General features: G+C 68.4%; 19 protein-coding genes and 1 pseudogene. 17 read left to right on the top strand and 3 right to left on the bottom strand.

The window, feature by feature from the left end; translation table 11 throughout:
* Positions 1 to 166 precede the first annotated feature (166 nt).
* Genes AB0N66_RS25365 through nuoN form a run of 14 tightly spaced genes read left to right on the top strand, consistent with a single transcriptional unit; the run spans position 167 to position 16,145 of the window.
* The gene (locus tag AB0N66_RS25365) at positions 167 to 526 is read left to right on the top strand and encodes an NADH-quinone oxidoreductase subunit A (RefSeq protein WP_365439105.1); all 360 of its coding nucleotides are present in this window, start codon (positions 167 to 169) and stop codon (positions 524 to 526) included.
* A gap of 14 nt (positions 527 to 540) precedes the next feature.
* Positions 541 to 1,095 carry an NADH-quinone oxidoreductase subunit B family protein gene (locus tag AB0N66_RS25360; protein WP_301983200.1) on the top strand — a complete coding sequence of 185 codons (555 nt, stop codon included), beginning with the start codon at positions 541 to 543 and terminating at the stop codon, positions 1,093 to 1,095.
* Positions 1,092 to 1,829, top strand: a complete 738-nt coding sequence (locus AB0N66_RS25355) for an NADH-quinone oxidoreductase subunit C (protein WP_365439103.1) — start codon at positions 1,092 to 1,094, stop codon at positions 1,827 to 1,829. The genes AB0N66_RS25360 and AB0N66_RS25355 overlap by 4 nt, the downstream gene beginning before the upstream one ends.
* Positions 1,826 to 3,169 (top strand): NADH-quinone oxidoreductase subunit D, encoded by a 1,344-nt coding sequence (locus AB0N66_RS25350; protein WP_365439101.1) that lies wholly within the window; start codon positions 1,826 to 1,828, stop codon positions 3,167 to 3,169. The genes AB0N66_RS25355 and AB0N66_RS25350 overlap by 4 nt, the downstream gene beginning before the upstream one ends.
* Positions 3,166 to 4,008: an NADH-quinone oxidoreductase subunit NuoE gene (gene nuoE, locus AB0N66_RS25345; protein WP_365439099.1), complete on the top strand. Its 843-nt coding sequence runs from the start codon at positions 3,166 to 3,168 to the stop codon at positions 4,006 to 4,008. The genes AB0N66_RS25350 and nuoE overlap by 4 nt, the downstream gene beginning before the upstream one ends.
* The gene (nuoF, locus tag AB0N66_RS25340) at positions 4,008 to 5,393 is read left to right on the top strand and encodes an NADH-quinone oxidoreductase subunit NuoF (protein WP_365439097.1); all 1,386 of its coding nucleotides are present in this window, start codon (positions 4,008 to 4,010) and stop codon (positions 5,391 to 5,393) included. The genes nuoE and nuoF overlap by 1 nt, the downstream gene beginning before the upstream one ends.
* Positions 5,390 to 7,894, top strand: coding sequence for an NADH-quinone oxidoreductase subunit G (locus AB0N66_RS25335; RefSeq protein WP_365439095.1), 2,505 nt, complete (start codon positions 5,390 to 5,392; stop codon positions 7,892 to 7,894). The genes nuoF and AB0N66_RS25335 overlap by 4 nt, the downstream gene beginning before the upstream one ends.
* Complete coding sequence (gene nuoH, locus AB0N66_RS25330) at positions 7,891 to 9,264, top strand: NADH-quinone oxidoreductase subunit NuoH (protein ID WP_365439093.1); 1,374 nt, start codon at positions 7,891 to 7,893, stop codon at positions 9,262 to 9,264. Before AB0N66_RS25335 ends, nuoH begins: the two co-directional genes overlap by 4 nt.
* Positions 9,257 to 9,886 (top strand): NADH-quinone oxidoreductase subunit NuoI, encoded by a 630-nt coding sequence (gene nuoI, locus AB0N66_RS25325; protein WP_365439091.1) that lies wholly within the window; start codon positions 9,257 to 9,259, stop codon positions 9,884 to 9,886. The genes nuoH and nuoI overlap by 8 nt, the downstream gene beginning before the upstream one ends.
* Positions 9,883 to 10,698: an NADH-quinone oxidoreductase subunit J gene (locus AB0N66_RS25320; RefSeq protein ID WP_365439089.1), complete on the top strand. Its 816-nt coding sequence runs from the start codon at positions 9,883 to 9,885 to the stop codon at positions 10,696 to 10,698. The genes nuoI and AB0N66_RS25320 overlap by 4 nt, the downstream gene beginning before the upstream one ends.
* Entirely contained in the window at positions 10,695 to 10,994 is a 300-nt protein-coding gene (gene nuoK / locus AB0N66_RS25315; protein ID WP_003974374.1) for an NADH-quinone oxidoreductase subunit NuoK, read from the top strand. The genes AB0N66_RS25320 and nuoK overlap by 4 nt, the downstream gene beginning before the upstream one ends.
* Before the next feature lie 14 nt (positions 10,995 to 11,008).
* Entirely contained in the window at positions 11,009 to 12,922 is a 1,914-nt protein-coding gene (gene nuoL / locus AB0N66_RS25310; RefSeq protein WP_365439088.1) for an NADH-quinone oxidoreductase subunit L, read from the top strand.
* Between the two features lie 5 nt (positions 12,923 to 12,927).
* Positions 12,928 to 14,499, top strand: a complete 1,572-nt coding sequence (locus AB0N66_RS25305; RefSeq protein WP_365439086.1) for an NADH-quinone oxidoreductase subunit M — start codon at positions 12,928 to 12,930, stop codon at positions 14,497 to 14,499.
* A complete protein-coding gene (nuoN, locus tag AB0N66_RS25300; RefSeq protein ID WP_365439084.1) occupies positions 14,496 to 16,145 on the top strand; it encodes an NADH-quinone oxidoreductase subunit NuoN in 1,650 nt (549 codons plus the stop codon). Before AB0N66_RS25305 ends, nuoN begins: the two co-directional genes overlap by 4 nt.
* A gap of 73 nt (positions 16,146 to 16,218) precedes the next feature.
* Here nuoN and AB0N66_RS25295 read toward each other — a convergent pair whose 3' ends face one another.
* Positions 16,219 to 16,701: a hypothetical protein gene (locus AB0N66_RS25295; RefSeq protein ID WP_365439082.1), complete on the bottom strand. Its 483-nt coding sequence runs from the start codon at positions 16,699 to 16,701 to the stop codon at positions 16,219 to 16,221.
* Between the two features lie 271 nt (positions 16,702 to 16,972).
* On the opposite strand from AB0N66_RS25295, the gene recQ reads away from it, so the two are divergent.
* A complete protein-coding gene (recQ, locus tag AB0N66_RS25290; protein WP_365439080.1) occupies positions 16,973 to 18,982 on the top strand; it encodes a DNA helicase RecQ in 2,010 nt (669 codons plus the stop codon).
* Between the two features lie 298 nt (positions 18,983 to 19,280).
* Here the strand turns inward: recQ and fahA are convergent, their stop codons facing one another.
* The gene (gene fahA / locus AB0N66_RS25285) at positions 19,281 to 20,519 is read right to left on the bottom strand and encodes a fumarylacetoacetase (RefSeq protein WP_365439078.1); all 1,239 of its coding nucleotides are present in this window, start codon (positions 20,517 to 20,519) and stop codon (positions 19,281 to 19,283) included.
* Positions 20,520 to 20,879: 360 nt separating this feature from the next.
* On the opposite strand from fahA, the gene AB0N66_RS25280 reads away from it, so the two are divergent.
* Positions 20,880 to 21,686, top strand: a complete 807-nt coding sequence (locus AB0N66_RS25280; RefSeq protein WP_365439076.1) for an HAD family hydrolase — start codon at positions 20,880 to 20,882, stop codon at positions 21,684 to 21,686.
* Between the two features lie 62 nt (positions 21,687 to 21,748).
* Here AB0N66_RS25280 and AB0N66_RS25275 read toward each other — a convergent pair whose 3' ends face one another.
* A complete protein-coding gene (locus tag AB0N66_RS25275) occupies positions 21,749 to 23,983 on the bottom strand; it encodes an MMPL family transporter (protein ID WP_365439074.1) in 2,235 nt (744 codons plus the stop codon).
* Positions 23,984 to 24,306: 323 nt separating this feature from the next.
* Here AB0N66_RS25275 and AB0N66_RS25270 point away from each other — a divergent pair.
* Positions 24,307 to 24,770: pseudogene (locus AB0N66_RS25270) on the top strand (hypothetical protein); the annotation flags it as partial.

Raw genomic sequence — 24,770 nt, 5'->3', positions numbered from 1 at the left:
AGATCACAGACCGGCGGGCATAAGATGCGGGGCAGTTGGGCTTGTGACCTGCTTCACATGTGCGCGATCTTCGCCGGGACGGGTGGAGCTCGTGAGGCACGCGGGGCAGGAGTACTTGCCCGACGCAACCGCCAGCAGTCAACGCCGACTGAGAGGAGCGAGGAGCGTGAACGCGTATGCGCCGATCCTCGTACTGGGAGCCCTCGGGGCAGGCTTTGCGATCTTCTCCGTGGTTATGGCCACGCTTATCGGTCCAAAGCGTTACAACCGGGCCAAGCTTGAGGCCTACGAGTGCGGCATCGAGCCGACCCCCACGCCGGCCGGCGGCGGGCGCTTCCCCATCAAGTACTACCTGACGGCGATGCTCTTCATCGTCTTCGACATCGAGATCGTCTTCCTCTACCCCTGGGCCGTCACCTTCGACGCCCTGGGTGTTTTCGGGCTCGTGGAGATGTTGTTCTTCGTGCTCACCGTCTTTGTCGCGTACGCGTACGTATGGCGGCGCGGCGGTCTGGAATGGGACTGAGGGGCCTTTAAGACATGGGACTCGAAGAAAAGCTGCCGAGCGGATTCCTGCTGACCACCGTCGAGCAGGCCGCGGGCTGGGTGCGTAAGTCGTCCGTCTTCCCCGCCACGTTCGGACTCGCCTGCTGCGCCATCGAGATGATGACGACCGGCGCCGGACGCTATGACCTGGCGCGCTTCGGTATGGAGGTCTTCCGCGGATCACCGCGGCAGGCGGACCTGATGATCGTCGCCGGCCGGGTCAGCCAGAAGATGGCGCCGGTGCTGCGGCAGGTCTACGACCAGATGCCCAACCCCAAGTGGGTGATCTCCATGGGGGTTTGTGCCTCATCGGGTGGAATGTTCAACAACTACGCGATTGTGCAGGGAGTTGACCACATCGTCCCGGTCGACATCTATTTGCCCGGCTGTCCACCGCGGCCCGAGATGCTGATCGACGCGATTCTCAAGCTCCACCAGAAGATCCAGACCTCCAAGCTCGGCGTGAACGCCGAGGAGGCGGCCCGCGAGGCGGAGGAAGCGGCGCTCAAGGCGCTCCCCACCATCGAGATGAAGGGGCTGCTGCGGTGAGCGACGCCAGCAACGGGGTCAACCCCGAGAAGGACCTCGGCGCCTCCAACCTGCCCGGCCAGCGTGGCGACGGCGGCGAGGAGATCCGCGTCCAGCGCGGCATGTTCGGCGCCAACAACGGCGGCGACACCTCCGGCTACGGCGGCCTGGTCCGCTCGATCCGGCTGCCGGGCCCGACCAACCGCCCCTACGGCGGCTGGTTCGACGAGGTCGCCGACGAACTGGAGGGCGCCCTGGAGGAACAGGGACTCGTCCCCGAGAACGTGATCGACAAGACGATCGTCGACCGCGACGAGATCACGTTCCACATCGAACGCGAGTACCTGGTCGCCGTCGCCCAGACCCTGCGCGACGACCCGGCCCTGCGCTTCGAACTGTGCACCGGCGTCTCAGGCGTCCACTACCTGCACGACAAGGGCCGCGAACTGCACGCCGTCTACCACCTGCGCTCGATCACCCACAACCGGCTGATCCGCCTGGAGGTCAGCGCCCCTGACGCCGACCCGCACGTCCCCTCGCTCGTCGCCGTGTACCCGACGAACGACTGGCACGAGCGCGAGACGTACGACTTCTTCGGGTTGATCTTCGACGGTCACCCGGCGCTGACGCGGATCATGATGCCGGACGACTGGCCGGGCTTTCCGCAGCGCAAGGACTACCCCCTCGGCGGCATCCCCGTCGAGTACAAGGGCGCCCAGATCCCGGCTCCGGACCAGCGGAGGTCGTACTCATGAGCACACAGACCCCTTCTTCCGGCGCGTCCGCCGCCGCGGCCCGCGAGACGACCGAGGGCACCGTATACACGGTCACCGGCGGCGACTGGGACGAGGTCGTCCAGTCCGCCGCGAAGTCCGACGACGAGCGCATCATCGTCAACATGGGCCCGCAGCACCCGTCCACGCACGGCGTGCTCCGGCTCATCCTGGAGATCGACGGCGAGACGGTCACCGAGGCCCGCTGCGGCATCGGCTATCTGCACACCGGCATCGAGAAGAACCTCGAGTTCCGCACGTGGACGCAGGGCACCACGTTCGTGACGCGCATGGACTATCTGACGCCGTTCTTCAACGAGGCGGCCTACTGTCTCGCCGTCGAGAAGCTCCTCGGCATCGAGGACCAGATCCCCGACCGCGCCACGATCATCCGCGTGCTCCTGATGGAGCTGAACCGGATCTCGTCCCACCTGGTGTGCATCGCCACCGGCGGTATGGAGCTGGGCGCCACCACGATCATGATCTACGGGTTCCGTGATCGTGAACTCATTCTCGACATCTACGAACTGATCACCGGCCTGCGAATGAACCACGCGTACATCCGCCCCGGCGGACTCGCCCAGGACCTGCCGCCGGGCGCGGTGGACCAGATCCGCGAGTTCGTGAAGAAGATGACGAAGAACCTTCCCGAGTACGACAAGCTCGCCACCGGGAACCCCATCTTCAAGGCCCGTATGCAGGACGTGGGTTATCTCGACCTGGCCGGCTGCATGGCCCTCGGCGCCACCGGCCCGGTCCTGCGCTCCGCGGGCCTGCCGCACGACCTGCGCAAGTCGCAGCCCTACTGCGGCTACGAGACGTACGACTTCGAGGTCCCGACCGCCGACACCTGCGACTCCTACGGGCGCTTCCTGATCCGCCTGGAGGAGATGCGCCAGTCCCTGCGCATCGTCGAGCAGTGCCTGGACCGGCTGCAGCCCGGCCCGGTCATGGTCACCGACAAGAAGATCGCCTGGCCCGCCCAGCTCGCGCTCGGCCCCGACGGTCTCGGCAACTCCCTCGACCACATCAAGAAGATCATGGGCACCTCCATGGAGGCCCTGATCCACCACTTCAAGCTGGTGACCGAAGGCTTCCGCGTCCCGCCGGGACAGACGTACGTGGCGGTCGAGTCACCCAAGGGCGAACTCGGGGTGCACGCCGTTTCCGACGGAGGCACCCGCCCCTTCCGGGTCCACTTCCGCGACCCGTCCTTCACCAACCTTCAGGCCATGGCGGCGATGTGCGAGGGCGGCCAGGTCGCCGATGTCATCGTCGCCGTCGCGTCCATCGACCCCGTGATGGGAGGCGTCGACCGGTGACCACCACTCCCTCCCAGGGTGTAGGCCTGGGCATGCCCCAACTGCCCGCGCCCGTATACCCGGACGACGTCCGAGCGCGGCTCGAAACCGACGCGCGCGAGATCATCGCCCGCTACCCGGACTCCCGCTCCGCGCTCCTTCCGTTGCTGCATCTCGTGCAGTCGGAGGAGGGCCATGTCACGCGCACGGGGCAGCGGTTCTGCGCCGAGGTGCTGGACCTGACCACGGCCGAGGTAGCCGCGGTCGCGACCTTCTACTCCATGTACCGGCGCGGGCCGAGCGGTGACTACCAGGTGGGTGTGTGCACCAACACCCTGTGCGCGGTCATGGGCGGCGACGCCATCTTCGAGGCCCTCCAGGACCACCTGGGTGTCGGCAACGGCGAGACCACCGACGACGGCAAGGTCACCCTGGAGCACATCGAGTGCAACGCGGCCTGCGACTTCGCGCCGGTCGTGATGGTCAACTGGGAGTTCTTCGACAACCAGACCGTGCCCTCCGCGAAGCGCCTCGTGGACGACCTGCGCGCGGGAGTCCCGGTCGATCCGACCCGGGGCGCCCCCCTGTGCACCTTCAAGGAGACCGCCCGGATCCTGGCGGGCTTCCCCGACGAGCGCGAGGGCGCCGTCGAGGCGGGCGGCAGTGCGGGACCGGCCTCACTGATCGGGCTGCGCCTGGCCAAGGGCGAGACGCAGCCTGCGCGCGTAGTACATCCGCGTGGTCGTGGTCCCCAGGACCAGCCGCCTGCCGAGCATCTGAGCTCACACGACGCGCCGCAGGACACGTCGGCGTCCGACCCGGCCAACCCGGCGGGTCCTGTCGCCGAGGAGGGGGAGTGATGACCTTGGCACCCGAAAACGGGGGCACCGCCCACGCGAGCGAATTCGGCCGTGGGGGAGAGACGAGCCCCGAGAAGCTGCTCGCACCCGTGCTGTCGGCCTTCTGGGACGAAGAGAAGTCCTGGACTCTGGACGTCTACCGAAGGCACGAGGGGTACGAGGGTCTGCGCAAGGCGCTCGCGATGTCGCCGGACGACCTGATCGCGTACGTCAAGGACTCCGGTCTGCGCGGCCGCGGCGGTGCGGGATTCCCTACCGGAATGAAGTGGCAGTTCATTCCTCAGGGCGATGGCAAACCTCACTATCTAGTTGTCAACGCCGACGAGTCGGAGCCGGGAACCTGCAAGGACATCCCGCTCCTCTTCGCGAACCCGCATAGCCTCATCGAGGGCATTGTGATCGCGTGTTATGCCATCCGGTCTTCGCATGCCTTCATCTATCTACGTGGTGAAGTGGTCCCTGTATTGCGCCGGTTGCACGAGGCCGTACGGGAGGCCTACGCGGCCGGCTTCCTCGGCGAGAACATCCTGGGCAGTGGACTGGACCTCCAGCTCACCGTGCACGCGGGCGCGGGCGCGTACATCTGCGGTGAGGAGACCGCACTGCTCGACTCGCTCGAAGGCCGCCGTGGTCAACCGCGGCTCCGTCCCCCTTTCCCTGCTGTCGCGGGGCTCTATGCGTGCCCAACTGTTGTAAATAACGTCGAATCGATCGCGTCAGTTCCCGCCATTCTGCAAAAGGGCAAGGAATGGTTCCGGTCGATGGGCAGCGAGAAGTCCCCGGGCTTCACGCTCTACTCGCTCAGTGGCCACGTCGTCAGCCCGGGCCAGTACGAGGCCCCGCTCGGTATCACGCTCCGCCAACTCCTCGACATGAGCGGCGGGATCCGCCCCGGACACCGGCTGAAGTTCTGGACACCGGGCGGCTCCTCGACGCCGATGTTCACCGATGAGCACCTCGACGTCCCTCTTGACTACGAAGGAGTGGGCGCCGCGGGTTCCATGCTCGGCACCAAGGCGCTCCAGTGCTTCGACGAGACGACCTGTGTCGTACGGGCGGTCACCCGCTGGACCGAGTTCTACGCCCACGAGTCCTGCGGCAAGTGCACACCGTGCCGCGAAGGGACGTACTGGCTCGTGCAGTTGCTGCGCGACATCGAGGCCGGCAAGGGCGTCATGTCCGACCTCGACAAGCTGAACGACATCGCCGACAACATCAACGGCAAGTCGTTCTGCGCCCTCGGTGACGGTGCCGCCTCGCCGATCTTCTCCTCGCTCAAGTACTTCCGCGAGGAGTACGAGCAGCACATCACGGGCCGCGGCTGCCCCTTCGACCCCGCCAAGTCGACCGTCTGGGCGGACAACCACACGGAGGTGAACGCATGACAGTGACCACCAGCGCTCCCTCCGGAGGTGGGGAAGCGGCGGTCCCGCCCGAGGACCTCGTCGCGCTGACGATCGACGGCGTGGAGATCAGCGTGCCCAAGGGCACCCTGGTCATCCGGGCCGCCGAGCAACTCGGCATCGAGATCCCGCGGTTCTGCGATCACCCGCTCCTCGACCCGGTCGGCGCCTGCCGCCAGTGCATCGTCGAGGTCGAGGGCCAGCGCAAGCCCATGGCGTCCTGCACGATCACCTGTACGGACGGGATGGTCGTCAAGACCCAACTGACTTCGCCCGTCGCCGAGAAGGCCCAGCACGGTGTGATGGAGCTGTTGCTCATCAACCACCCGCTGGACTGCCCGGTCTGCGACAAGGGCGGCGAGTGCCCCCTGCAGAACCAGGCGATGTCGCACGGCCAGTCGGAGTCCCGCTTCGATGGCAAAAAGAGGACGTACGAGAAGCCGGTCCCGATCTCCACGCAGGTACTGCTCGACCGTGAGCGGTGCGTGCTGTGCGCCCGGTGCACGCGGTTCAGCAACCAGATCGCGGGCGACCCGATGATCGAGATGGTCGAGCGGGGCGCGCTCCAGCAGATCGGTACCGGGGAGGGCGACCCCTTCGAGTCGTACTTCTCCGGGAACACCATCCAGATCTGCCCGGTGGGCGCCCTGACGTCGGCGGCGTATCGCTTCCGCTCGCGCCCCTTCGACCTCATCTCCTCGCACTCCGTCTGCGAGCACTGCTCCGGAGGCTGCGCCACGCGCACCGACCACCGGCGTGGCAAGGTCATGCGGCGCCTCGCGTCCGCCGACCCCGAGGTCAACGAGGAGTGGCTCTGCGACAAGGGGCGGTTCGGATTCCGGTACGCGCAGCAGCGGGACCGGATCGAGACGCCCCTGGTGCGCTCCCCGGAAGGGATCCTTGAGCCGGCTTCGTGGCCCGAGGCACTGGAAGCCACCGCTCAGGGGCTGTTGGCGGCTCGCGGCAGGACCGGCGTCCTGACCGGCGGCCGTCTCACCGTCGAGGACGCCTACGCGTACAGCAAGTTCGCGCGCGTGGCCCTCGACACGAACGACATCGACTTCCGCGCGCGCGTGCACAGCGGCGAGGAGGCCGACTTCCTGGCCGCCAAGGTCGCCGGACGCGGACGGGATCTCGACGGTTCGGGCGTCACGTACACCTCTCTGGAGAAGGCGCCCGCCGTCCTGCTCGTCGGTTTCGAGGCCGAGGAGGAGGCGCCCGGCGTCTTCCTGCGGCTGCGCAAGGCGTGGCGCGGGCACGGGCAGAAGACCTTCTCGCTCGCCACGCACGCGACACGCGGTCTGGAGAAGGCGGGCGGCACGCTGTTGCCCGCCGCGCCCGGCACCGAGACCGAGTGGCTGGACGCGCTCGCGAGTGGATTCGGTCTGGAGGGCGACGGCGCCAAGGCCGCCGAAGCGCTGCGGGCCGAAGGCGCGGTGATCGCTGTGGGAGAGCGGCTCGCCGCCGTGGCGGGCGGGCTCACCGCAGCCGTACGGGCCGCGTCCTTGACCGGTGCCCAGCTGGTGTGGATTCCGCGCCGGGCCGGCGAGCGCGGCGCGATCGAGGCGGGGGCACTGCCCACGCTGCTGCCGGGCGGACGTCCGGCGACCGACCCGCGCGCGCGGGACGAGGTCGCGGTGGCCTGGGGAGTCTCCGAACTCCCGCACCGCCACGGCCGCGACACAGGCCAGATCGTCGAAGCGGCCGCCAGTGGTGAGTTGCAGGCCCTGGTCGTCGCCGGTGTGGAGGTCGCCGACCTTCCCGAACCGGCACGCGCGCGTGAAGCACTCTCCGAAGTGGGCTTCCTGGTGTCGCTCGAACTGCGTCCCAGTGAGGTCACCGAGCACGCGGACGTCGTGCTCCCGGTGGCCGCGGTCGTCGAGAAGGCGGGCACCTTCCTCAACTGGGAGGGCCGGGCACGCCTCTTCGAGGCCGCGCTCAAGCCCGACCAGATGACACGCCGACTGGCGCCCAGCGACGCGCGCGTCCTGCAGATGCTGGCCGACGCCATGGACGTACACCTCGGTCTGCCGGATCTGCGCACCGCGCGCGGGGAGTTGGACCGGCTGGGTACCTGGGACGGGCCACGGGCGACCGATCCCCTGGAGACCGGGGTGGGGCTGCCGCGGCCCGCCGCCGGGGAGGCCGTGCTCGCGGGGCACCGCCTGCTGCTCGACCAGGGCCGTCTCCAGGAGGGCGACGACGCGCTCGCCGGGACCAGGCACGCGGCACGCGCACGCGTGTCGCCCGCCACGGCCGCCGAGGCGGGCGTCAAGGAGGGCGACCTGCTGGCTGTGACCGGCCTCTTCGGAGTGGTCGAACTGCCGCTGCAGATCACCGAGATGCCCGACCGGGTGGTCTGGCTCCCGCTGAACTCCACCGGTGGGGGCGTCGCCTCCGACACCGGGGCGCTGCCCGGCGCACTCGTCCGCATCGGTCCGGCGACGCTCGCCACCGAGGCTCCCAAGGAGGTGGAGGCATGACGCCGTACCTCGCCGCAGAAGACCTCTCCATGTTCGGCACCGACCCCTGGTGGCTGGTCGTCGTCAAGGCGGTCTTCTGCTTCGCCTTCCTGATGGTGACCGTGCTCTTCTCCATCGTGTGGGAGCGCAAGGTCGTCGCCTGGATGCAGTTGCGCATCGGCCCCAACCGGCACGGCCCCTGGGGCATGCTCCAGTCGCTCGCCGACGGCGTGAAGCTGATGCTCAAGGAAGACCTCATCGTCAAGCGCGCGGACAAGGTGGTCTATGTCCTCGCGCCGATCGTCGCGGCCATCCCGGCCTTCATGGCGATCGCCGTGATCCCCTTCGGGCCCTCCGGCAACGAGGTCTCGATCTTCGGTCAGCGCACCACGATGCAGCTCACGGACCTGCCGATCGCGATGCTCTTCATCCTCGCGGTCGCCTCGGTGGGCATCTATGGGATCGTGCTCGCCGGCTGGAGCTCCGGATCCACGTACCCGCTGCTCGGTGGTCTGCGGTCCTGCGCGCAGATGATCTCGTACGAGATCGCCATGGGCGCCGCGTTCGCCTCGGTGTTCCTCTACTCGGGGTCGATGTCGACCTCGACGATCGTCGACGCGCAGCAGGACCGCTGGTACATCGTCCTGTTGCCGGTCTCGTTCCTGATCTACATCGTGACGATGATCGGCGAGACCAATCGCGCCCCCTTCGACATGCCCGAGTCCGAGGGTGACCTGGTCGGCGGCTTCAACACCGAGTACTCGTCGATCAAGTTCGCGCTCTTCATGCTCGCCGAGTACGTGAACATGGTGACGGTCTCGGCCGTGGCGACCACGCTCTTCCTGGGCGGCTGGCGAGCCCCGTGGCCCATCAGCACCTTCTGGGAGGGCGCCAACCACGGCTGGTGGCCGATGCTCTGGTTCGTGGTGAAGGTGCAGCTGCTGCTGTTCTTCTTCATCTGGCTGCGCGGCACGCTTCCGCGCGTCCGCTACGACCAGCTGATGAAGCTCGGCTGGAAGGTCCTCATCCCGGTCTCCGTGGTCTGGCTGATGCTCGTCGCGACCGTGCGGACGCTCAGGAACGAGAACTACGACTTCGCCGACATCGCGTTGTACGTCGGCGGCGGCGTCCTCGTCCTGCTGTTGCTCTCGTTCCTCGTGGACATCTTCCGGGAGAAGCAGGGAGCCGAGGAGGCGCCCGCCGAGACCCCGGCATTCGACCCGATGGCCGGTGGATTCCCCGTACCGCCGCTGCCGGGGCAGGAGCTCCCACCGGTGCCACGGCGCCGCCCGCGCCGCGAGCGGGAGTTGATTGTCAGTGGTGGGTCCGATACTGCGAGTGACGGATCAACTGGCGGATCTCGTGACGGAAAGGAGGGGTCCGATGGCTGAGGAGCCCAAGGAGACCAAGCCCGGTTTCCAGAACCCCGTTGCCGGCTTCGGCGTGACCTTCAAGGCCATGTTCAAGAAGCGGCTGACCGAGCAGTACCCGGAGCAGCCGAAGACCACCGCCCCGCGGTTCCACGGCCGGCACCAGCTCAACCGCCACCCGGACGGTCTGGAGAAGTGCGTCGGCTGCGAGCTGTGCGCCTGGGCCTGCCCCGCGGACGCCATCTATGTGGAGGGCGCGGACAACACCGACGAGGAGCGCTACTCGCCGGGCGAGCGGTACGGCGTCGTCTACCAGATCAACTACGCCCGTTGCATCCTGTGCGGCCTGTGCATCGAGGCGTGCCCCACGCGCGCGTTGACGATGACGAACGAGTTCGAGCTCGCCGACAGCAGCCGCGCCAACCTGATCTACACCAAGGAGCAGCTGCTCGCCGGGCTCGAAGAGGGCATGGTCGACAGCCCGCACTCGATCTTCCCCGGCACGGACGAGCAGGACTACTACCAGGGGCTGGTCACGGAGGCCGCGCCCGGTACGGAGCGCCAGGTCGCCGTCTCCAGAGGCGAGCTGTATCCATCGGCAGACCCTTCGGGCGCGGCCAAGGAAGAAGGGGTGGGCGCATGAGCAACCTGGCCGCCTACTCCACCTCCACCGGAGAGGCCTTCCAGTTCTGGGTCCTCGGCACCGTCGCCGTGATCGGCGCTCTGTCCACCGTCTTCATGAAGAAGTCCGTGCACAGCGCGCTCTCGCTCGCCGGGACCATGATCATCCTTGCGGTGTTCTACCTCGCCAACGGCGCGTACTTCCTGGGCATCGTGCAGATCGTCGTCTACACGGGCGCGATCATGATGCTGTTCCTCTTCGTGGTCATGCTCGTCGGTGTCACCGCGGCGGACTCCCTGACGGAGACCATCAAGGGGCAGCGCTGGCTGGCCCTGGTGTGCGGACTCGGCTTCGGCATCCTGCTGTTCGCGGGCATCGGCAACGCGTCCATCACGGAGTTCAACGGCCTGGCCGCGGCGAACGCGGGCGGGAACGTGGAGGGTCTCGCGGCCCTCATCTTCACGAAGTATGTGTTCGCCTTCGAAATCACCGGCGCCCTGCTCATCACGGCCGCCGTCGGCGCCATGGTGCTCACGCACCGCGAGCGCACCGAACGGGCGCTGACCCAGCGCGAGATGTCCGAGAAGCGCGTACGTGAGGGCAAGCACCTGCCGCCGCTGCCGGCGCCCGGTGTGTACGCCCGGCACAACGCTGTGGACATCGCGGGCCTCCTCCCGGACGGCACCCCGTCCGAGCTCACGGTCAACAAGACGCTGCGGGACCGCGGCCAGATCCGCGATGTGTCGACCGAGGCACTGAGCGACCTGAAGGCCCTGGAACAGCGCGCCGAAGAACGCCTGGAGCGCACGAAGACAGAGGAGGCGTCGAAGTGAACCCCGTCAACTACCTCTATCTCGCCGCCCTCTTGTTCACGATCGGCGCCACCGGTGTGCTGATCAGGCGGAACGCGATCGTGGTGTTCATGTGCATCGAGCTCATGCTCAACGCCTGCAACCTCGCGTTCGTCGCCTTCTCCCGTATGCACGGCAATCTCGACGGCCAGATCATCGCCTTCTTCACGATGGTCGTCGCCGCCGCGGAGGTCGTGGTCGGGCTCGCGATCATCGTGTCGCTGTTCCGTTCCCGCCACTCGGCCTCGGTCGACGACGCCAGCCTGATGAAGCTGTAAGGGGTCGCTGAATCGTGGACAACCTGATTGCGCTGCTCGTAGCGGCGCCTCTGCTCGGAGCGGCCGTACTGCTGTGCGGCGGGCGGCGGCTGGACGCCGTCGGCCACTGGATCGGTACCGCCCTCGCGGCCTCCTCCTTCGTGATCGGCGCGATCCTCTTCGCCGACATGCTGGGCAAGGACGCCGAGCACCGGGCCATCGGCCAGCACCTGTTCAGCTGGATCCCGGTCGAGGGCTTCCAGGCGGACGTCGCCTTCCAACTGGACCAGCTGTCGATGACGTTCGTCCTGCTGATCACCGGCGTCGGCTCGCTGATCCACCTGTACTCGATCGGGTACATGGAGCACGACGAGCGGCGCCGCCGTTTCTTCGGCTATCTGAACCTGTTCCTGGCGGCGATGCTGCTGCTCGTCCTCGCCGACAACTACCTGCTGTTGTACGTCGGCTGGGAGGGCGTCGGCCTCGCCTCGTACCTGCTGATCGGCTTCTGGCAGCACAAGCCCAGCGCCGCCACCGCCGCGAAGAAGGCCTTCCTGGTCAACCGCGTCGGTGACATGGGCCTGTCGATCGCCATCATGCTGATGTTCACGACCTTCGGGACCTTCGCCTTCGGACCGCTGCTCGGCACCCATGAGGAGCCGGGGCTCGTCGGCGACGCCACCGAGGGCAAGCTCACGGCCGTCGCGCTGATGCTGCTGCTCGCGGCCTGCGGCAAGTCCGCCCAGGTGCCGCTGCAGTCCTGGCTCGGGGACGCGATGGAGGGCCCGACCCCGGTCTCGGCCCTCATCCACGCCGCGACGATGGTGACCGCTGGCGTGTATCTGATCGTCCGCTCCGGCGCGATCTTCAACGCGGCGCCGGACGCGCAACTGGTCGTCACGGTGGTCGGCGCCGTCACGCTCCTCTTCGGTGCGATCGTCGGTTGCGCGAAGGACGACATCAAGAAGGCCCTCGCCGGGTCGACGATGTCGCAGATCGGCTACATGGTGCTGGCCGCAGGGCTCGGCCCCATCGGCTACGTCTTCGCGATCATGCACCTGGTGACACACGGCTTCTTCAAGGCCGGGCTCTTCCTCGGCGCCGGTTCGGTCATGCACGGCATGAACGAAGAGGTCGACATGAGGAAGTACGGCGGCCTGCGGAAGTACATGCCGGTCACCTTCGTCACCTTCGGCCTCGGCTACCTCGCCATCATCGGCTTCCCCGGCCTGTCCGGCTTCTTCTCCAAGGACAAGATCATCGAGGCGGCCTTCGCCAAGGGCGGCACCGAGGGCTGGATCCTCGGCGGCGCGGCCCTGCTGGGCGCGGCCATCACGGCGTTCTACATGACGCGCGTGATGCTGATGACGTTCTTCGGAGAGAAGCGCTGGCAGCCGGACGCCGAGGGTCATGAGCCGCACCCGCACGAGTCGCCCAAGTCGATGACGATCCCGATGATCGTGCTCGCCTTCGGGTCGGTCTTCGCGGGCGGCTTCTTCAGCATCGGCGACCGGTTCCTGCACTGGCTGGAGCCGATCACCGGGCATGACCACGGCGACGCACCGATCAGCGCCACGACGGTCACCCTGGCCACCATGGTGGTACTCGTCATCGGCGTCGGAATCGCGTACGCCCAGTACGGGCGCCGTCCCGTCCCGGCCGTCGCCCCACGCGGTTCGCTGCTCACCCGGGCGGCCCGGCGCGACCTGCTCCAGGACGACTTCAACCACGTCGTGCTGGTGCGCGGCGGGGAGCACCTCACCCGTTCCCTGGTGTACGTCGACCACACCCTGGTCGACGGGGTCGTCAACGGCACGGCGGCCTCGATGGGCGGCCTCTCCGGCCGTCTCCGCAAGCTGCAGAACGGGTACGCGCGGTCGTACGCGGTCTCGATGTTCGGCGGCGCGGCGATCCTCATCGCCGCGACCCTGCTGATGAGGGCGGTCTGATACCGATGTCGTTTCCTCTGCTGACAGCGACGGCGGCGCTCCCGGCCCTCGGGGCGATCGCCACGGCCGCCGTGCCGGCCGCGCAAAGAGTCGCCGCCAAGTGGCTGGCGCTGCTCGTCTCGCTGGCCACGCTGGTGCTGGCGATCGTGGTCCTGGTCCGCTTCGATCCCGACGGCGACCGCTACCAGCTCACCGAATCCCACGCCTGGATCGCGGACTTCGGGGTGCGGTACGAGCTGGGCGTGGACGGCATCGGCGTGGCGCTCGTCGCGCTGACTGCGCTGCTGATCCCGTTCATCATCCTGGCGGGCTGGCACGACGCCGACCCGCACGAGACCGGGAACAAGCGTTGGCGGCCGACGCAGGGCTTCTTCGCCCTGATCCTGGCCGTCGAGGCGATGGTGATCATCTCCTTCGAGGCCACCGACGTCTTCCTCTTCTACATCTTCTTCGAAGCCATGCTCATCCCGATGTACTTCCTCATCGGCGGCTTCGGGGACAAGGCCCACGAGCACGGCGACGAAGTGGCGGCCACCCAACGGTCGTACGCCGCCGTGAAGTTCCTCCTCTACAACCTGGTCGGCGGCCTGATCATGCTGGCCGCCGTGATCGGTCTCTACGTAGTGGCCGGAAACTTCTCGCTCCAGGAGATCGCCGAGGCCCGGGCCAACGGCTCGTTCGAGATGGCCACCAACACGGAGCGGTGGCTCTTCCTGGGCTTCTTCTTCGCGTTCGCGGTGAAGGCGCCGCTGTGGCCGCTGCACACCTGGCTGCCCAACGCCATGGGGGAGGCCACGGCCCCGGTCGCGGTACTGATCACGGCGGTGGTCGACAAGGTCGGCACCTTCGCGATGCTCCGCTATTGCCTCCAGCTCTTCCCGGAGGCCTCGAAGTGGGCGACGCCCGTCATCCTCGTACTGGCGCTCATCAGCATCATCTACGGGGCGCTGCTCGCGGTCGGCCAGCGGGACATCAAGCGGCTGGTGGCGTACGCGTCGATCTCGCACTTCGGGTTCATCATCCTGGGCATCTTCGCGATGACCAGCCAGGGCCAGTCCGGCGCGACGCTCTACATGGTCAACCACGGGATCTCGACGGCCGCCCTGATGCTGGTGGCGGGCTTCCTGATCTCGCGGCGCGGTTCGCGTCTGATCGCCGACTACGGAGGGGTGCAGAAAGTCGCCCCGGTGCTCGCGGGCACCTTCCTGATCGGTGGCCTGGCGACTCTCTCGCTCCCCGGGCTCGCGCCCTTCGTGAGTGAATTCCTGGTCCTGGTCGGCGTGTTCGCGCGCTATCCGGCCGTCGGCATCATCGCCACCTTCGGCATCGTCCTCGCCGCGCTGTACACGCTCGTCCTCTACCAGCGGACGATGACAGGCCCGGTAAAGCCGCAGGTGGCGCAGTTGCCCGACCTCAGGGTGCGTGAACTTCTGGTCGTCACCCCGCTGATCGCCCTGCTGATCTTCCTGGGCGTCTACCCGAAGCCGCTCACCGACATCGTCAACCCGGCGGTCAAGCAGACCATGTCAGACGTCCATAAAACGGACCCCCAGCCCGAGGCGGAGGCGGCCAAGTGAGCGCAGTAGCCGTCCACAGCCTGTGGACAACCGCAGCCGACCCGATCTCGAAGATCGACGCGCCGAAGATCGAATACGCGCAATTGTCGCCCACCTTGATCGTTATCGGGGCAGCGATCGTCGGGGTGTTGATCGAGGCGTTCGTCCCGCGCAAGTCCCGTTACTACGTCCAGGTGTTCGTGTCCGCCGTCGCACTCGCCGCCGCTTTCGCCGCGGTCGTGGCCCTCGCGGCGAACGGATACGGCACCACGAAGGCGCACATCGCGGCCATGGGCGCGATCGCCGTCGACGGGCCCGCACTGTTCCTCCAGGGCACGATCCTGCTTGCCGGACTGCTCGGCGTGTTCACCTTCGCCGAGCGGCGGCTCGATCCGGAGGCGCACGGCAACCGGGTCGACTCGTTCGCCGCGCAGGCCGCGTCCGTACCCGGCAGCGACAGCGAAAAGGCCGCCGTGAAGGCCGGGTTCACCACCACCGAGGTGTTCCCGCTCCTGCTCTTCGCGGTCGGCGGCATGCTGATCTTCCCGGCGGCCAACGACCTGCTGACGCTGTTCGTCGCGCTGGAAGTCTTCTCGCTCCCGCTGTACCTCCTGTGCGCCGTGGCCCGCCGCAAGCGGCTCCTGTCGCAGGAAGCGGCGGTCAAGTACTTCCTGCTCGGCGCCTTCGCCTCCGCGTTCACGCTCTTCGGCATCGCCCTGCTGTACGGCTACGCGGGCTCGGTGTCGTACGCCACCATCTCGCAGGTCGTCGACGGCACCATCCAGAACGTCGACCCGGCGCTCGCCGACACCATGGGCAACGACGCGCTGCTGCTCATCGGCGCCGCGATGGTCGTCATGGGTCTGCTGTTCAAGGTCGGCGCGGTGCCGTTCCACATGTGGACCCCGGACGTCTACCAGGGTGCGCCGACACCGGTCACCGGCTTCATGGCCGCCGCGACGAAGGTGGCGGCCTTCGGGGCGCTGCTGCGCCTGCTGTACGTCGTCCTGCCCGGCCTGCGCTGGGACTGGCGGCCGGTCATGATGGCCGTCGCGATCGTCACCATGCTGGGCGGTGCGATCGTCGCGATCACGCAGACGGACATCAAGCGGCTCCTGGCGTACTCCTCCATCGCGCACGCGGGCTTCATCCTCGCGGGTGTCATCGCGACCTCGCCCGACGGTGTCTCCTCGGTGCTCTTCTACCTCGGCGCGTACTCGTTCGTCACGATCGGCGCCTTCGCCGTGGTGACGCTGGTGCGGGACGCGGGCGGAGAGGCGACGCATCTGTCCAAGTGGGCCGGGCTCGGACGCAGGTCTCCGCTGGTGGCGGCGGTGTTCGCGGTCTTCCTGCTGGCCTTCGCCGGCATCCCGCTGACCTCCGGCTTCGCCGGGAAGTTCGCCGTGTTCAAGGCGGCGGCGGAGGGCGGCGCGGGCGCGCTGGTCGTGGTCGGTGTGATCTCGTCGGCGATCGCGGCGTTCTTCTACATCCGCGTGATCGTGCTCATGTTCTTCAGCGAGCCGAGGCCGGACGGGCCGACGGTCGCCGTGCCGTCGCCGCTGACCATGACGGCGATCGGGGTGGGCGTGGCGGTCACGCTGGTGCTGGGAGTGGCTCCGCAGTACTTCCTGGACCTGGCCGGTCAGGCCGGGGTGTTCGTGCGCTGAGCCGGGCCGGGTACGGATCGGCCGGGTACGGATCGGGACCTGCTCCCTTCGGGGAGCGGGTCCCGACGCGTTTTCAAGGGCACTCCACCTCGGGGTTCCACGGCGCGAACAGGCCGCTGGGGTTGGGCTTGTAGATCCAGGCGTGGAGCGTGAAGTGGCCGGGGAGCTGGTCATCCTGGAAGGTCTCGCCGAACAGCGTCGGCGCGTCCTGGCCCTCGTCCTTGACGACCCACTCCACCGCGACCAGCTTGCGCGTCCCGGCGGCTCCGTCCTCGTAGAGGAGGGCCGCGGGCGTGGCCGGGTCGAGCGAGCCGATGTACTCAGGGTTGACGTAGTGATAGCCCATGCCGCCGGCCGGATCGGAGGCGCATGTGTCGGTGCGGGCGTATTCGGCCTTGACGCCGAACGGCTCGTACGCGTATGCACCGGTCGCCGTGTACGTCTTGTTGAGCTCGGCCCAGGCGCCGGGGTCTTCGCCGGCGGCGTGGGCCGGGGCGGCGGCCAGGGACAGGGCGGTGGCCAGGGCGAGGGCGCAGGCGGCCTTGAGGGGGGACATGTCGGGGGCTCCTAGGGGAGAGGGGCGAGGGGAGGGGGCGGGTGACGGTGGGAGTGAGGAGCGCCCTTGGGGTGCCTGTGGGCGGAGCGGGTCTCCCGCGTCCCGTACGAGCAGAATGTCCCGGCTTGTTCGGTGGCCGCCATCCGGCGAACCCATTGGGCTGACGGAGGGTGGGGCGGTCCGAGGGGCAGCCTGTGGATAACTCCGAGGCTGTCGGTGCGGAGGCCTAAGGTGGCTGTCGTGGGCGAAGTACGACGGACGGGGACGGGCGATGGGTGGGACGGGTGTGATGACCGAAGCGGGTGCGACGGAGACGCTGGGTGAGAGCGAGGCGCTGGCCACGCTCCACCGGGTCTTCGGGTACGACGCCTTCCGCGGCGAGCAGGAAGCGATCATCGAGCATGTGGTGACGGGCGGTGACTCCGTCGTCCTGATGCCGACCGGCGGCGGCAAGTCGCTCTGCTACCAGATTCCGGCCCTGGTCAGACCGGGTACGGGTGTCGTGGTCTCCCCGCTGATCGCGCTGATGCAGGACCAGGTGGACGCGCTGCGGGCGCTGGGCGTGCGCGCCGGCTTCATGAACTCGACGCAGGACTTCGATGAGCGGCGGACGGTCGAGGCGGAGTTCCTGGCGGGCGAACTCGACCTGATCTACCTGGCCCCGGAGCGGCTGCGTCTGGACACGACGCTGCATCTGCTGTCACGCGGGAAGATCTCGGTGTTCGCGATCGACGAGGCGCACTGTGTGTCCTCGTGGGGGCACGACTTCCGCCCCGACTATCTGGCGCTCTCGGTGCTGGGCGAGCGGTGGCCGGACGTCCCGCGGATCGCGCTGACGGCCACGGCCACGCGCGCCACGCACAAGGAGATCACCCAGCGCCTGGGCATGCCGGACGCCCGCCACTTCGAGGCGAGCTTCGACCGGCCCAACATCCAGTACCGGATAGTCTCGAAGGCCGATCCCAAGAAGCAGCTGCTGTCCTTCCTGCGCGAGGAGCACGCGGGCGACGCGGGCATCGTGTACTGCCTCTCACGCAAGTCGGTGGACACGACTGCCGAGTTTCTCTCCCGCAACGGCATCGAGGCGGTGCCTTACCACGCCGGTCTCGACGCGGGCACCCGCGCGCGCCACCAGTCGAGGTTCCTGCGCGAAGAGGGCCTGGTCGTGGTCGCCACCATTGCGTTCGGCATGGGCATCGACAAGCCGGACGTACGGTTCGTCGCCCACCTCGACCTGCCGAAGTCGGTCGAGGGCTATTACCAGGAGACGGGCCGCGCGGGGCGCGACGGACTGCCGTCCACGGCCTGGATGGCGTACGGGCTTCAGGACGTGGTCCAGCAGCGCAAGATGATCCAGGGCTCGGAGGGCGACGAGGCGTTCCGCCGTCGGGCGAGCGCCCACCTGGAATCGATGCTGGCTCTCTGCGAGACGGCCCAGTGCCGGCGCTCCCAGCTCCTGGCCTACTTCGGCCAGGACCCGCACACCCCCGCGTGCGGCAACTGCGACATGTGCCTGACGCCGCCCGAGACCTGGGACGGCACGGTCGCGGCGCAGAAGCTGCTGTCCACGGTGGTGCGGTTGCAGCGCGAGCGTGGGCAGAAGTTCGGCGCCGTCCAGATCGTCGACATTCTGCTCGGGCGTCGGACCGCCAAGGTGATCCAGTTCGACCACGACCAGCTGTCCGTGTTCGGCATCGGTGAGGATCTGGCCGAGAACGAATGGCGGGGCGTCGTACGGCAGTTGCTGGCGCAGGGGCTGCTTGCCGTCGAAGGTGAGTACGGGACGCTGGTGCTGACCGAGGCGAGTGGGACGGTGCTGCGGCGCGAGCGTGAGGTGCCGTTGCGCAAGGAGGCGCCGAAGCCGGTGGGTGCCCGTTCGTCTTCCTCCCGAGGGGAGAAGAAGGCCAAGGCCGCCGTGGCCGAACTGGCCCCGGAGCTCGTCCCCGCTTTCGAGGCCCTGCGGGCCTGGCGTGCCGAGCAGGCTCGCGAGCAGGGCGTTCCGGCGTATGTCATCTTCCACGACGCGACGTTGCGGGAGATTGCCACGGTGTGGCCCAAGTCGGTGGCCGAGCTGGGCACCATCAGTGGCGTGGGTGAGAAGAAGCTGGCGACGTGGGGGGAGGGGGTGTTGGGGGTGCTTGGGGCACTTGGGGGCGCTGCCGGGGCTGCTGACGCTTCCGGGAGCGCGGGAGCTGCTGCTCCGGCGATTGGTGAGGCGCCGGATCCGGACTGGCCGGAGATGGGGGAGGAGCCGGAGCCCGAGCCGGAGGACTGGGGGTAGCTCTCCGGGGTGAGGTCTGCCACCGGGCGCGGCGCTGGTCTCGGCAGGGTGCGGCGGTCGTGGGTGGGTCGGGGCCGTGCCGGTACGTCCCGCCCGTCGCCGCCGGATCAGACGTTGGTCAGGGGGCGCGGAGTCCGGTGACGCGAACGTACGCGACGGGCATCTGGACGTACCGGCACGGCCCCTTCGGTGGTTTGGCGACTGGGGGTGCGACCACGACTGCGGGTGCGGGCGCGACGGGTGCCTCCGGTGCGTGGGGCTCGTGGCTCCCGCCGGATCCGGGGAGCGGGGAGGTGGCTCAGGGGGTTGGCGTGATTCGGCCCGTTACCTCGCCCAGGCCCACGCGTGTTCCGCCGGGTCCTGGGGCCCAGGCCGTCAGTGTCACCTCGTCGCCGTCCTCCAGGAAGGTGCGCTTGCCGGTGGGGAGGTCGAGGGTGTCTCGGCCGTTCCAGGTGAGTTCGAGGAGGGAGCCGCGCTCGGACTCGGAGGGGCCGCTCACCGTTCCGGAGCCGTAGAGGTCGCCTGTGCGGAGGGAGGCGCCGTTGATCGTCATGTGGGCCAGTTGCTGGGCTGCCGTCCAGTACATGGTGGAGAAGGGGGGCTCGGAGACGACGTGGCCGTTGATGGCGACGGAGATGCGGAGGTCGTAGCCGCCGGGTTCGTCCTCGGAGTCGTCCAGGTAGGGGAGGAGGGGATGCGTGCGTGACGGGGGTGCGACCTGGGCGTCTGTCAGGGCGTCGAGCGGGGTGATCCACGCGGACACAGAGGTGCCGAAGGACTTGCCCAGGAAGGGGCCGAGGGGGACGTACTCCCAGGCCTGGATGTCGCGCGCAGACCAGTCGTTGAGGAGGCAGAGGCCGAAGACGTGGTCGCGGAAGGCGGAGAGGGGAACGGGGGTGCCCATGGCCGAGGGGGTGCCGACCACGAAGCCGACCTCCGCCTCGATGTCGAGGCGGATGGAGGGGCCGAAGACGGGGGCCGTGTCAGTGGATGCCTTGCGCTGGCCTGATGGGCGTACCACGTCCGTTCCTGACACCACGACCGTGCCCGACCTGCCGTGATAGCCGATGGGCAGGTGCTTCCAGTTGGGGGTGAGGGAGTCGGCCGCGTCGGGGCGGAAGATCTGGCCGACGTTCCGGGCGTGGTTCTCCGAGGCGTAGAAGTCGACGTAGTCCGCGACCTCGAAGGGGAGGTGCAGGGTCACCTCGGAGAGGGGGTGGAGGTGGGGTTCGAGTGTCTCGCGGTGGGCCGGGACCGTCACCCACGCGGTGAGGGCGCGGCGGACGTCCGACCAGGCGGTGCGGCCGGCTGAGAGGAGGGGGTTCAGGGTCGGCTGGGCGAGTAGATCCGCATAGGGGGAGCCGAGCGCCCTGGCTGCGGCGCCCGCGTCGAGTACGTGGTCGCCGAGGCGGACGCCGACCGTTCGATCGGAGGGGGTGGCCGGGCCGTTCGGGGTGCGGGCGTTCAAGGAGAACACCCCGTACGGCAGGTTGTGCGGGCCGAAGGGATCGCCCTGGGGGACGTCGAAGGGGGGCATCGGGTGGTGCCTCGCTCTCGTGGCTTGCGGGGGCGTACTCGCCATGCGGGACGTGCGTTATGTGGGATGTGCGTTACGTGGAACGTGTGCTAGGTGGGACGTGCGTTCTGTTTTGTCGCGGCACACGTTACGGGGGTGAACTTGGTGGGGCAGCGACCGGGGGGTGCGTAATGCCCCATAAGTCTCGTTCGGCTGCGTCGAGTTACGTCGGCCGCTGTGATTCGGGTGGCGGCCGTCTGGACTGCGTGCGGATCGTGGCGCTTGTAATCCCCGTGCGGTGAACGGCGTTGCTGACGGGATACCGGACGTCGTCCGGTTCACGCCGGGCCCATGAGTCGTTCGATCCGTATTCTTCGGATCATGGCCGCTCCGACTGCGTATTCACTTATCGCCACCGACCTGGACGGAACGCTGCTGCGCGGCGACGACACGCTTTCCGAACGGTCGCGGGCCGCGTTGGCGAGGGCCGCGGCCGAGGGTGCCCGGCATCTGGTGGTGACGGGTCGGCCCGCGCCGAGGGTGCGGCCGCTGCTCGACGAACTCGGCAGCCAGGGGCTGGCGGTGTGTGGGCAGGGGGCACAGTTGTACGACGCGGGGGCGGACCGTCTGCTGTGGTCGGTGGCCCTGGACAGGGAGCTGGCCGAGACGGCCCTCGGCAAGATCGAGGCGGAGGTCGGGCAGGTCTACGCGGCCGTGGACCAGGACGGTGTGGACGGGCTCACGCTCATCGAGCCGGGGTATGTGATGCCGCATCCGACGCTCCCGGCGGTGCGGGTGCAGCGGCGGGACGACCTGTGGGCGGAACCGATCAGCAAGGTGTTGCTCCGTCACCCGTCCTTGTCGGACGACGAGTTGGCGATGACGGCGCGTGCGGTGGCCGGTTCGCTTGCGACCGTCACCATGTCGGGACCGGGGACCGTCGAACTCCAGCCATGCGGCGTGACCAAGGCGACGGGCCTGGCTCTCGCCGCCCGTCGCCTCGGTCTCACGTCCTCCGCCACCATCGCTTTCGGTGACATGCCCAACGACATCCCCATGTTCGACTGGGCCGCGCGGGGCGTGGCCATGGCCAATGCCCACCCGGAACTGAAGGCGATGGCGGACGAGGTGACGCTGTCGAACGAGGAGGACGGGATCGCGGTGGTGTTGGAGCGGCTCTTCGGTTAGTCCGCGGCCGTCACGGTTAGCCCGCGGCCTTCACGAGGATCTTGCCGGCCCCCTCATGTGTGTCAGCGCTGTCCGCTGCGTTGGTGAGTGAGGGTGTGGCCGCCTTGCTGCTCCTCGGTGGGCGACGAGGGCTTGTGGTGTGCCAGTTTCTCTCCCTCGATGTCGACGTTGGGCAGGATGCGGTCGATCCAGGCGGGCAGGGACCATGCGCGTTCGCCGAGAAGGGCGAGTACGGCGGGGATGATGGTCATGCGGACGATGAAGGCGTCGAAGGCGACGGCGACGGCGAGTCCGAAGCCCAGTGACTTGATCATGGCGTCGTGGGCGCCGATGAAGCCGGAGAAGACGGTGATCATGATGAGGGCCGCGACGGTGACAACGGTGGCGCTCTGTTTGAATCCCGTCTCGATCGCAGTGCGGGCGTCGGCGCCGTGGACGTATGCCTCGCGCATGCGGGTGACCAGGAACACCTGGTAGTCCATGGCCAGGCCGAAGACGATGCCGACCAGCAGGACGGGCATCAGGCTCATGATGGGGCCGGTCTGCTCCAGGCCGATCAGATCCTTCAGCCAGCCCCACTGGAAGACCGCGACGAGCGCTCCCAGGGAGGCCAGTACGGAGAGCAGGAAGCCGAGGGCGGCCTTGACGGGCACCAGGATCGAACGGAACACCAGGATCAGTACGAGAACGGCCAGGCCGACGACGACCGCCAGGTAAGGCGCGATCGCCTTGCTGAACTTGGCGGAGACGTCGATGTTGAGGGCTGTCGTTCCGGTCACCAGGGAGCGGGCTCCCGTTTCCGCGCCGGTGCTGTCGGCCAGGGTGCGGATGTCGCCGACGAGTTCCTTGGTGGCGTCGCTGCCCGGTGCGCTCTTGGGGATGACCGTGATGATGGCGGTGTCGCCTGCCTCGTTGAAGACGGCCGGGGTCACGGCGGCCACATCGGGCAGGTCGGTGAGGGTCTTGCCCATCGCCTGGGAGCCGGTGCGTGCGACGGCGGGGTCCTGGTTGTCGACGGTCACGGTGAGCGGGCCGTTGAAGCCGGGACCGAAGGACTGCGACAGCATGTCGTAGGCCTTGCGCTGGGTGGAGGAGGCGGCCTTGGAGCCGTCGTCCGGCAGCCCGAGTTCGAGCTTCGTGGCGGGCAGGGCGACCACACCGAGGGCGATCACCGCCAGGGCCAGGACCTTGGCCGGCTTGCGCAGAACGTAGGAGATCCACCGCTGTGCCAGTCCCGTGCGGCCGGCGCGGATCCCAGCGAGTCGGGTGGTGGACTGCTTGCGTGCCTTGCCGCCGATGCGTTCGCCGGCGAAGCCCAGGAGTGCGGGGATCAGTGTGACGGCGACGAGGACGGCGACGACGACGGCACCGGCGGCGCCCAGACCCATCATGGTCAGGATCGGCAGGTTGACCACGGTCAGGCCCACGAGAGCGATCACCACGGTCAGGCCGGCGAAGACGACGGCTGATCCGGCGGTGCCGTTGGCGCGGGCGGCGGCTTCCCTGGCGTCATGGCCGGCGGCGCGCTCGGAGCGGTAGCGGGAGACGATGAACAGGGCGTAGTCGATGCCCACGGCGATGCCCAGCATCGCCGCCAGGGACGAGGTGCTGCTGCTGAGGTTGAGCGGCCCGCTGAGCGCCGTGATCGCGGACATGGTCACTCCCACACCGACCAGCGCGGTGACCAGGGGGAGGCCGGCGGCGACCAATGAGCCGAAGGTGATGAAGAGGATGACGGCGGCCAGGGCGAAGCCGATGGCCTCGGCCATGGAGCTCTCCGCGGCGACCGGCAGCGCGTTGCCGGTCGCCTCCACCGTCAGTCCATGATCGCGGCCCCACTCCAGTGCCTTGCCGAGGCCGGTGCGGTCACCGTCGGTCAGATCCGTATCCTTGACGGTGTAGGTGACCTGCGCGTAGGCGGTGGAGCCGTCCGCGCTGACCGTCTTCGCCGTGAACGGGTCGCTGACCTGGGCGACATGCGGCGAGGAGTCCTTCACCTCGGCCAGGGTCGCTTCGAGCGTCTCCTTGTTCCCGGTACTGCTGATCTTCTCCCCGGCGGGGGCCCGTACGACGACGCGGGCGGCGGCGCCTTCGGCGTTGGCGGACGGGAACTTCTCCGCCAGCAGGTCAATGGCGCGCTGCGCTTCCGTACCGGGCAGGGAGACGCTTGAGCTTTGCGGGCCCGAACTGCTGGCGGCGGCGACGCCCATGACGCCCAGGACGAGGGCCCACAGAAGGACGACCAGCCGGCGCCGCTGGAAGGCGGCCAGGCCGATTCGGTGCAGGAAGGTGGCCATGAGGGTGCGACAACTCTCTGTCTGTCGATGGTCTGGCGATGGTCTGTCGATATGAACGGGCAGTCCCCGGCTACGGGAGCTCAGTAGGAGGTCGGCGAGAACGGAGGAGACCGCCCCGTCGATGGAGAGCCCCCGTCCATGGAGAGGCCGGTACCGGTGATGAAGCCGACGGCCGGGCCTCGGGGGTGGGTTGCCGGCCGCCGTAGGCACCATGGTTCCGCCCGGTAGGGGAGTGCTGTGTCGGCCGTTCGGACCTCACGCGCACCGGCCTGTCGGTCATTCGGCCGACACCGATCCGGGCCTGCGCTCCTACGCTGATCTGTGTGGACTGGAAACTCCCGCTCAACCCGGCCGGCGGCCGGCTCATCAAGATCAGCAGCCTGGTGGCGTTCACGCTCACCTGGTTGGCGGACTTCGCTCTGCTCGCCCGGGGCCCCGATCCGTTCGGATCACCCACGGCATGGCTGCCCGTGATCGTCACCGGTCCGCTGATCGGGCTGCTCGCACTCGGCGTGCCGCGCTCGGCCGGCCTGGACAGGCGCGTCATCGGCGCCGTGACGATCTCCCTCGCCCTGACCGTCTGGAGCCTGGTCGAACCCCCCACCCTGCATTGGTGGGGGGCACTGGAGACCTGCGGGCTGCTCTTCCTCACCGTTCACACCACGGCGCACGCCTGGCGGCCGAGGCGCGCGACCGCCTACACCCTCGCGTTGGTCGCCGCGATCCTCGCACTGCCGCTGCGCAGCAGATCATGGGGCGCTTTCCTCGCCGGCGGCTACGTCCTGAC

It is taken from the genome of Streptomyces sp. NPDC093544 (assembly GCF_040683495.1).
GTDB lineage: Bacteria > Actinomycetota > Actinomycetes > Streptomycetales > Streptomycetaceae > Streptomyces.
Note: the sequence above shows the minus strand (reverse complement) of the source record. Positions and strands in the feature narration are given on the sequence as shown.

Excerpts from the sequence above, each read along its gene's own strand:
- nuoF (WP_365439097.1), top strand. The coding sequence starts at position 4,008 with ATGACCTTGGCACCCGAAAACGGGGGCACCGCCCACGCGAGCGAATTC.
- AB0N66_RS25320 (WP_365439089.1), top strand. The coding sequence starts at position 9,883 with ATGAGCAACCTGGCCGCCTACTCCACCTCCACCGGAGAGGCCTTCCAG.
- nuoH (WP_365439093.1), top strand. The coding sequence starts at position 7,891 with ATGACGCCGTACCTCGCCGCAGAAGACCTCTCCATGTTCGGCACCGAC.
- AB0N66_RS25295 (WP_365439082.1), bottom strand. The coding sequence starts at position 16,701 with ATGTCCCCCCTCAAGGCCGCCTGCGCCCTCGCCCTGGCCACCGCCCTG.
- AB0N66_RS25360 (WP_301983200.1), top strand. The coding sequence starts at position 541 with ATGGGACTCGAAGAAAAGCTGCCGAGCGGATTCCTGCTGACCACCGTC.
- AB0N66_RS25350 (WP_365439101.1), top strand. The coding sequence starts at position 1,826 with ATGAGCACACAGACCCCTTCTTCCGGCGCGTCCGCCGCCGCGGCCCGC.
- AB0N66_RS25280 (WP_365439076.1), top strand. The coding sequence starts at position 20,880 with ATGGCCGCTCCGACTGCGTATTCACTTATCGCCACCGACCTGGACGGA.
- AB0N66_RS25335 (WP_365439095.1), top strand. The coding sequence starts at position 5,390 with ATGACAGTGACCACCAGCGCTCCCTCCGGAGGTGGGGAAGCGGCGGTC.
- recQ (WP_365439080.1), top strand. The coding sequence starts at position 16,973 with ATGGGTGGGACGGGTGTGATGACCGAAGCGGGTGCGACGGAGACGCTG.
- AB0N66_RS25275 (WP_365439074.1), bottom strand. The coding sequence starts at position 23,983 with ATGGCCACCTTCCTGCACCGAATCGGCCTGGCCGCCTTCCAGCGGCGC.
- AB0N66_RS25305 (WP_365439086.1), top strand. The coding sequence starts at position 12,928 with ATGTCGTTTCCTCTGCTGACAGCGACGGCGGCGCTCCCGGCCCTCGGG.
- nuoI (WP_365439091.1), top strand. The coding sequence starts at position 9,257 with ATGGCTGAGGAGCCCAAGGAGACCAAGCCCGGTTTCCAGAACCCCGTT.
- fahA (WP_365439078.1), bottom strand. The coding sequence starts at position 20,519 with ATGCCCCCCTTCGACGTCCCCCAGGGCGATCCCTTCGGCCCGCACAAC.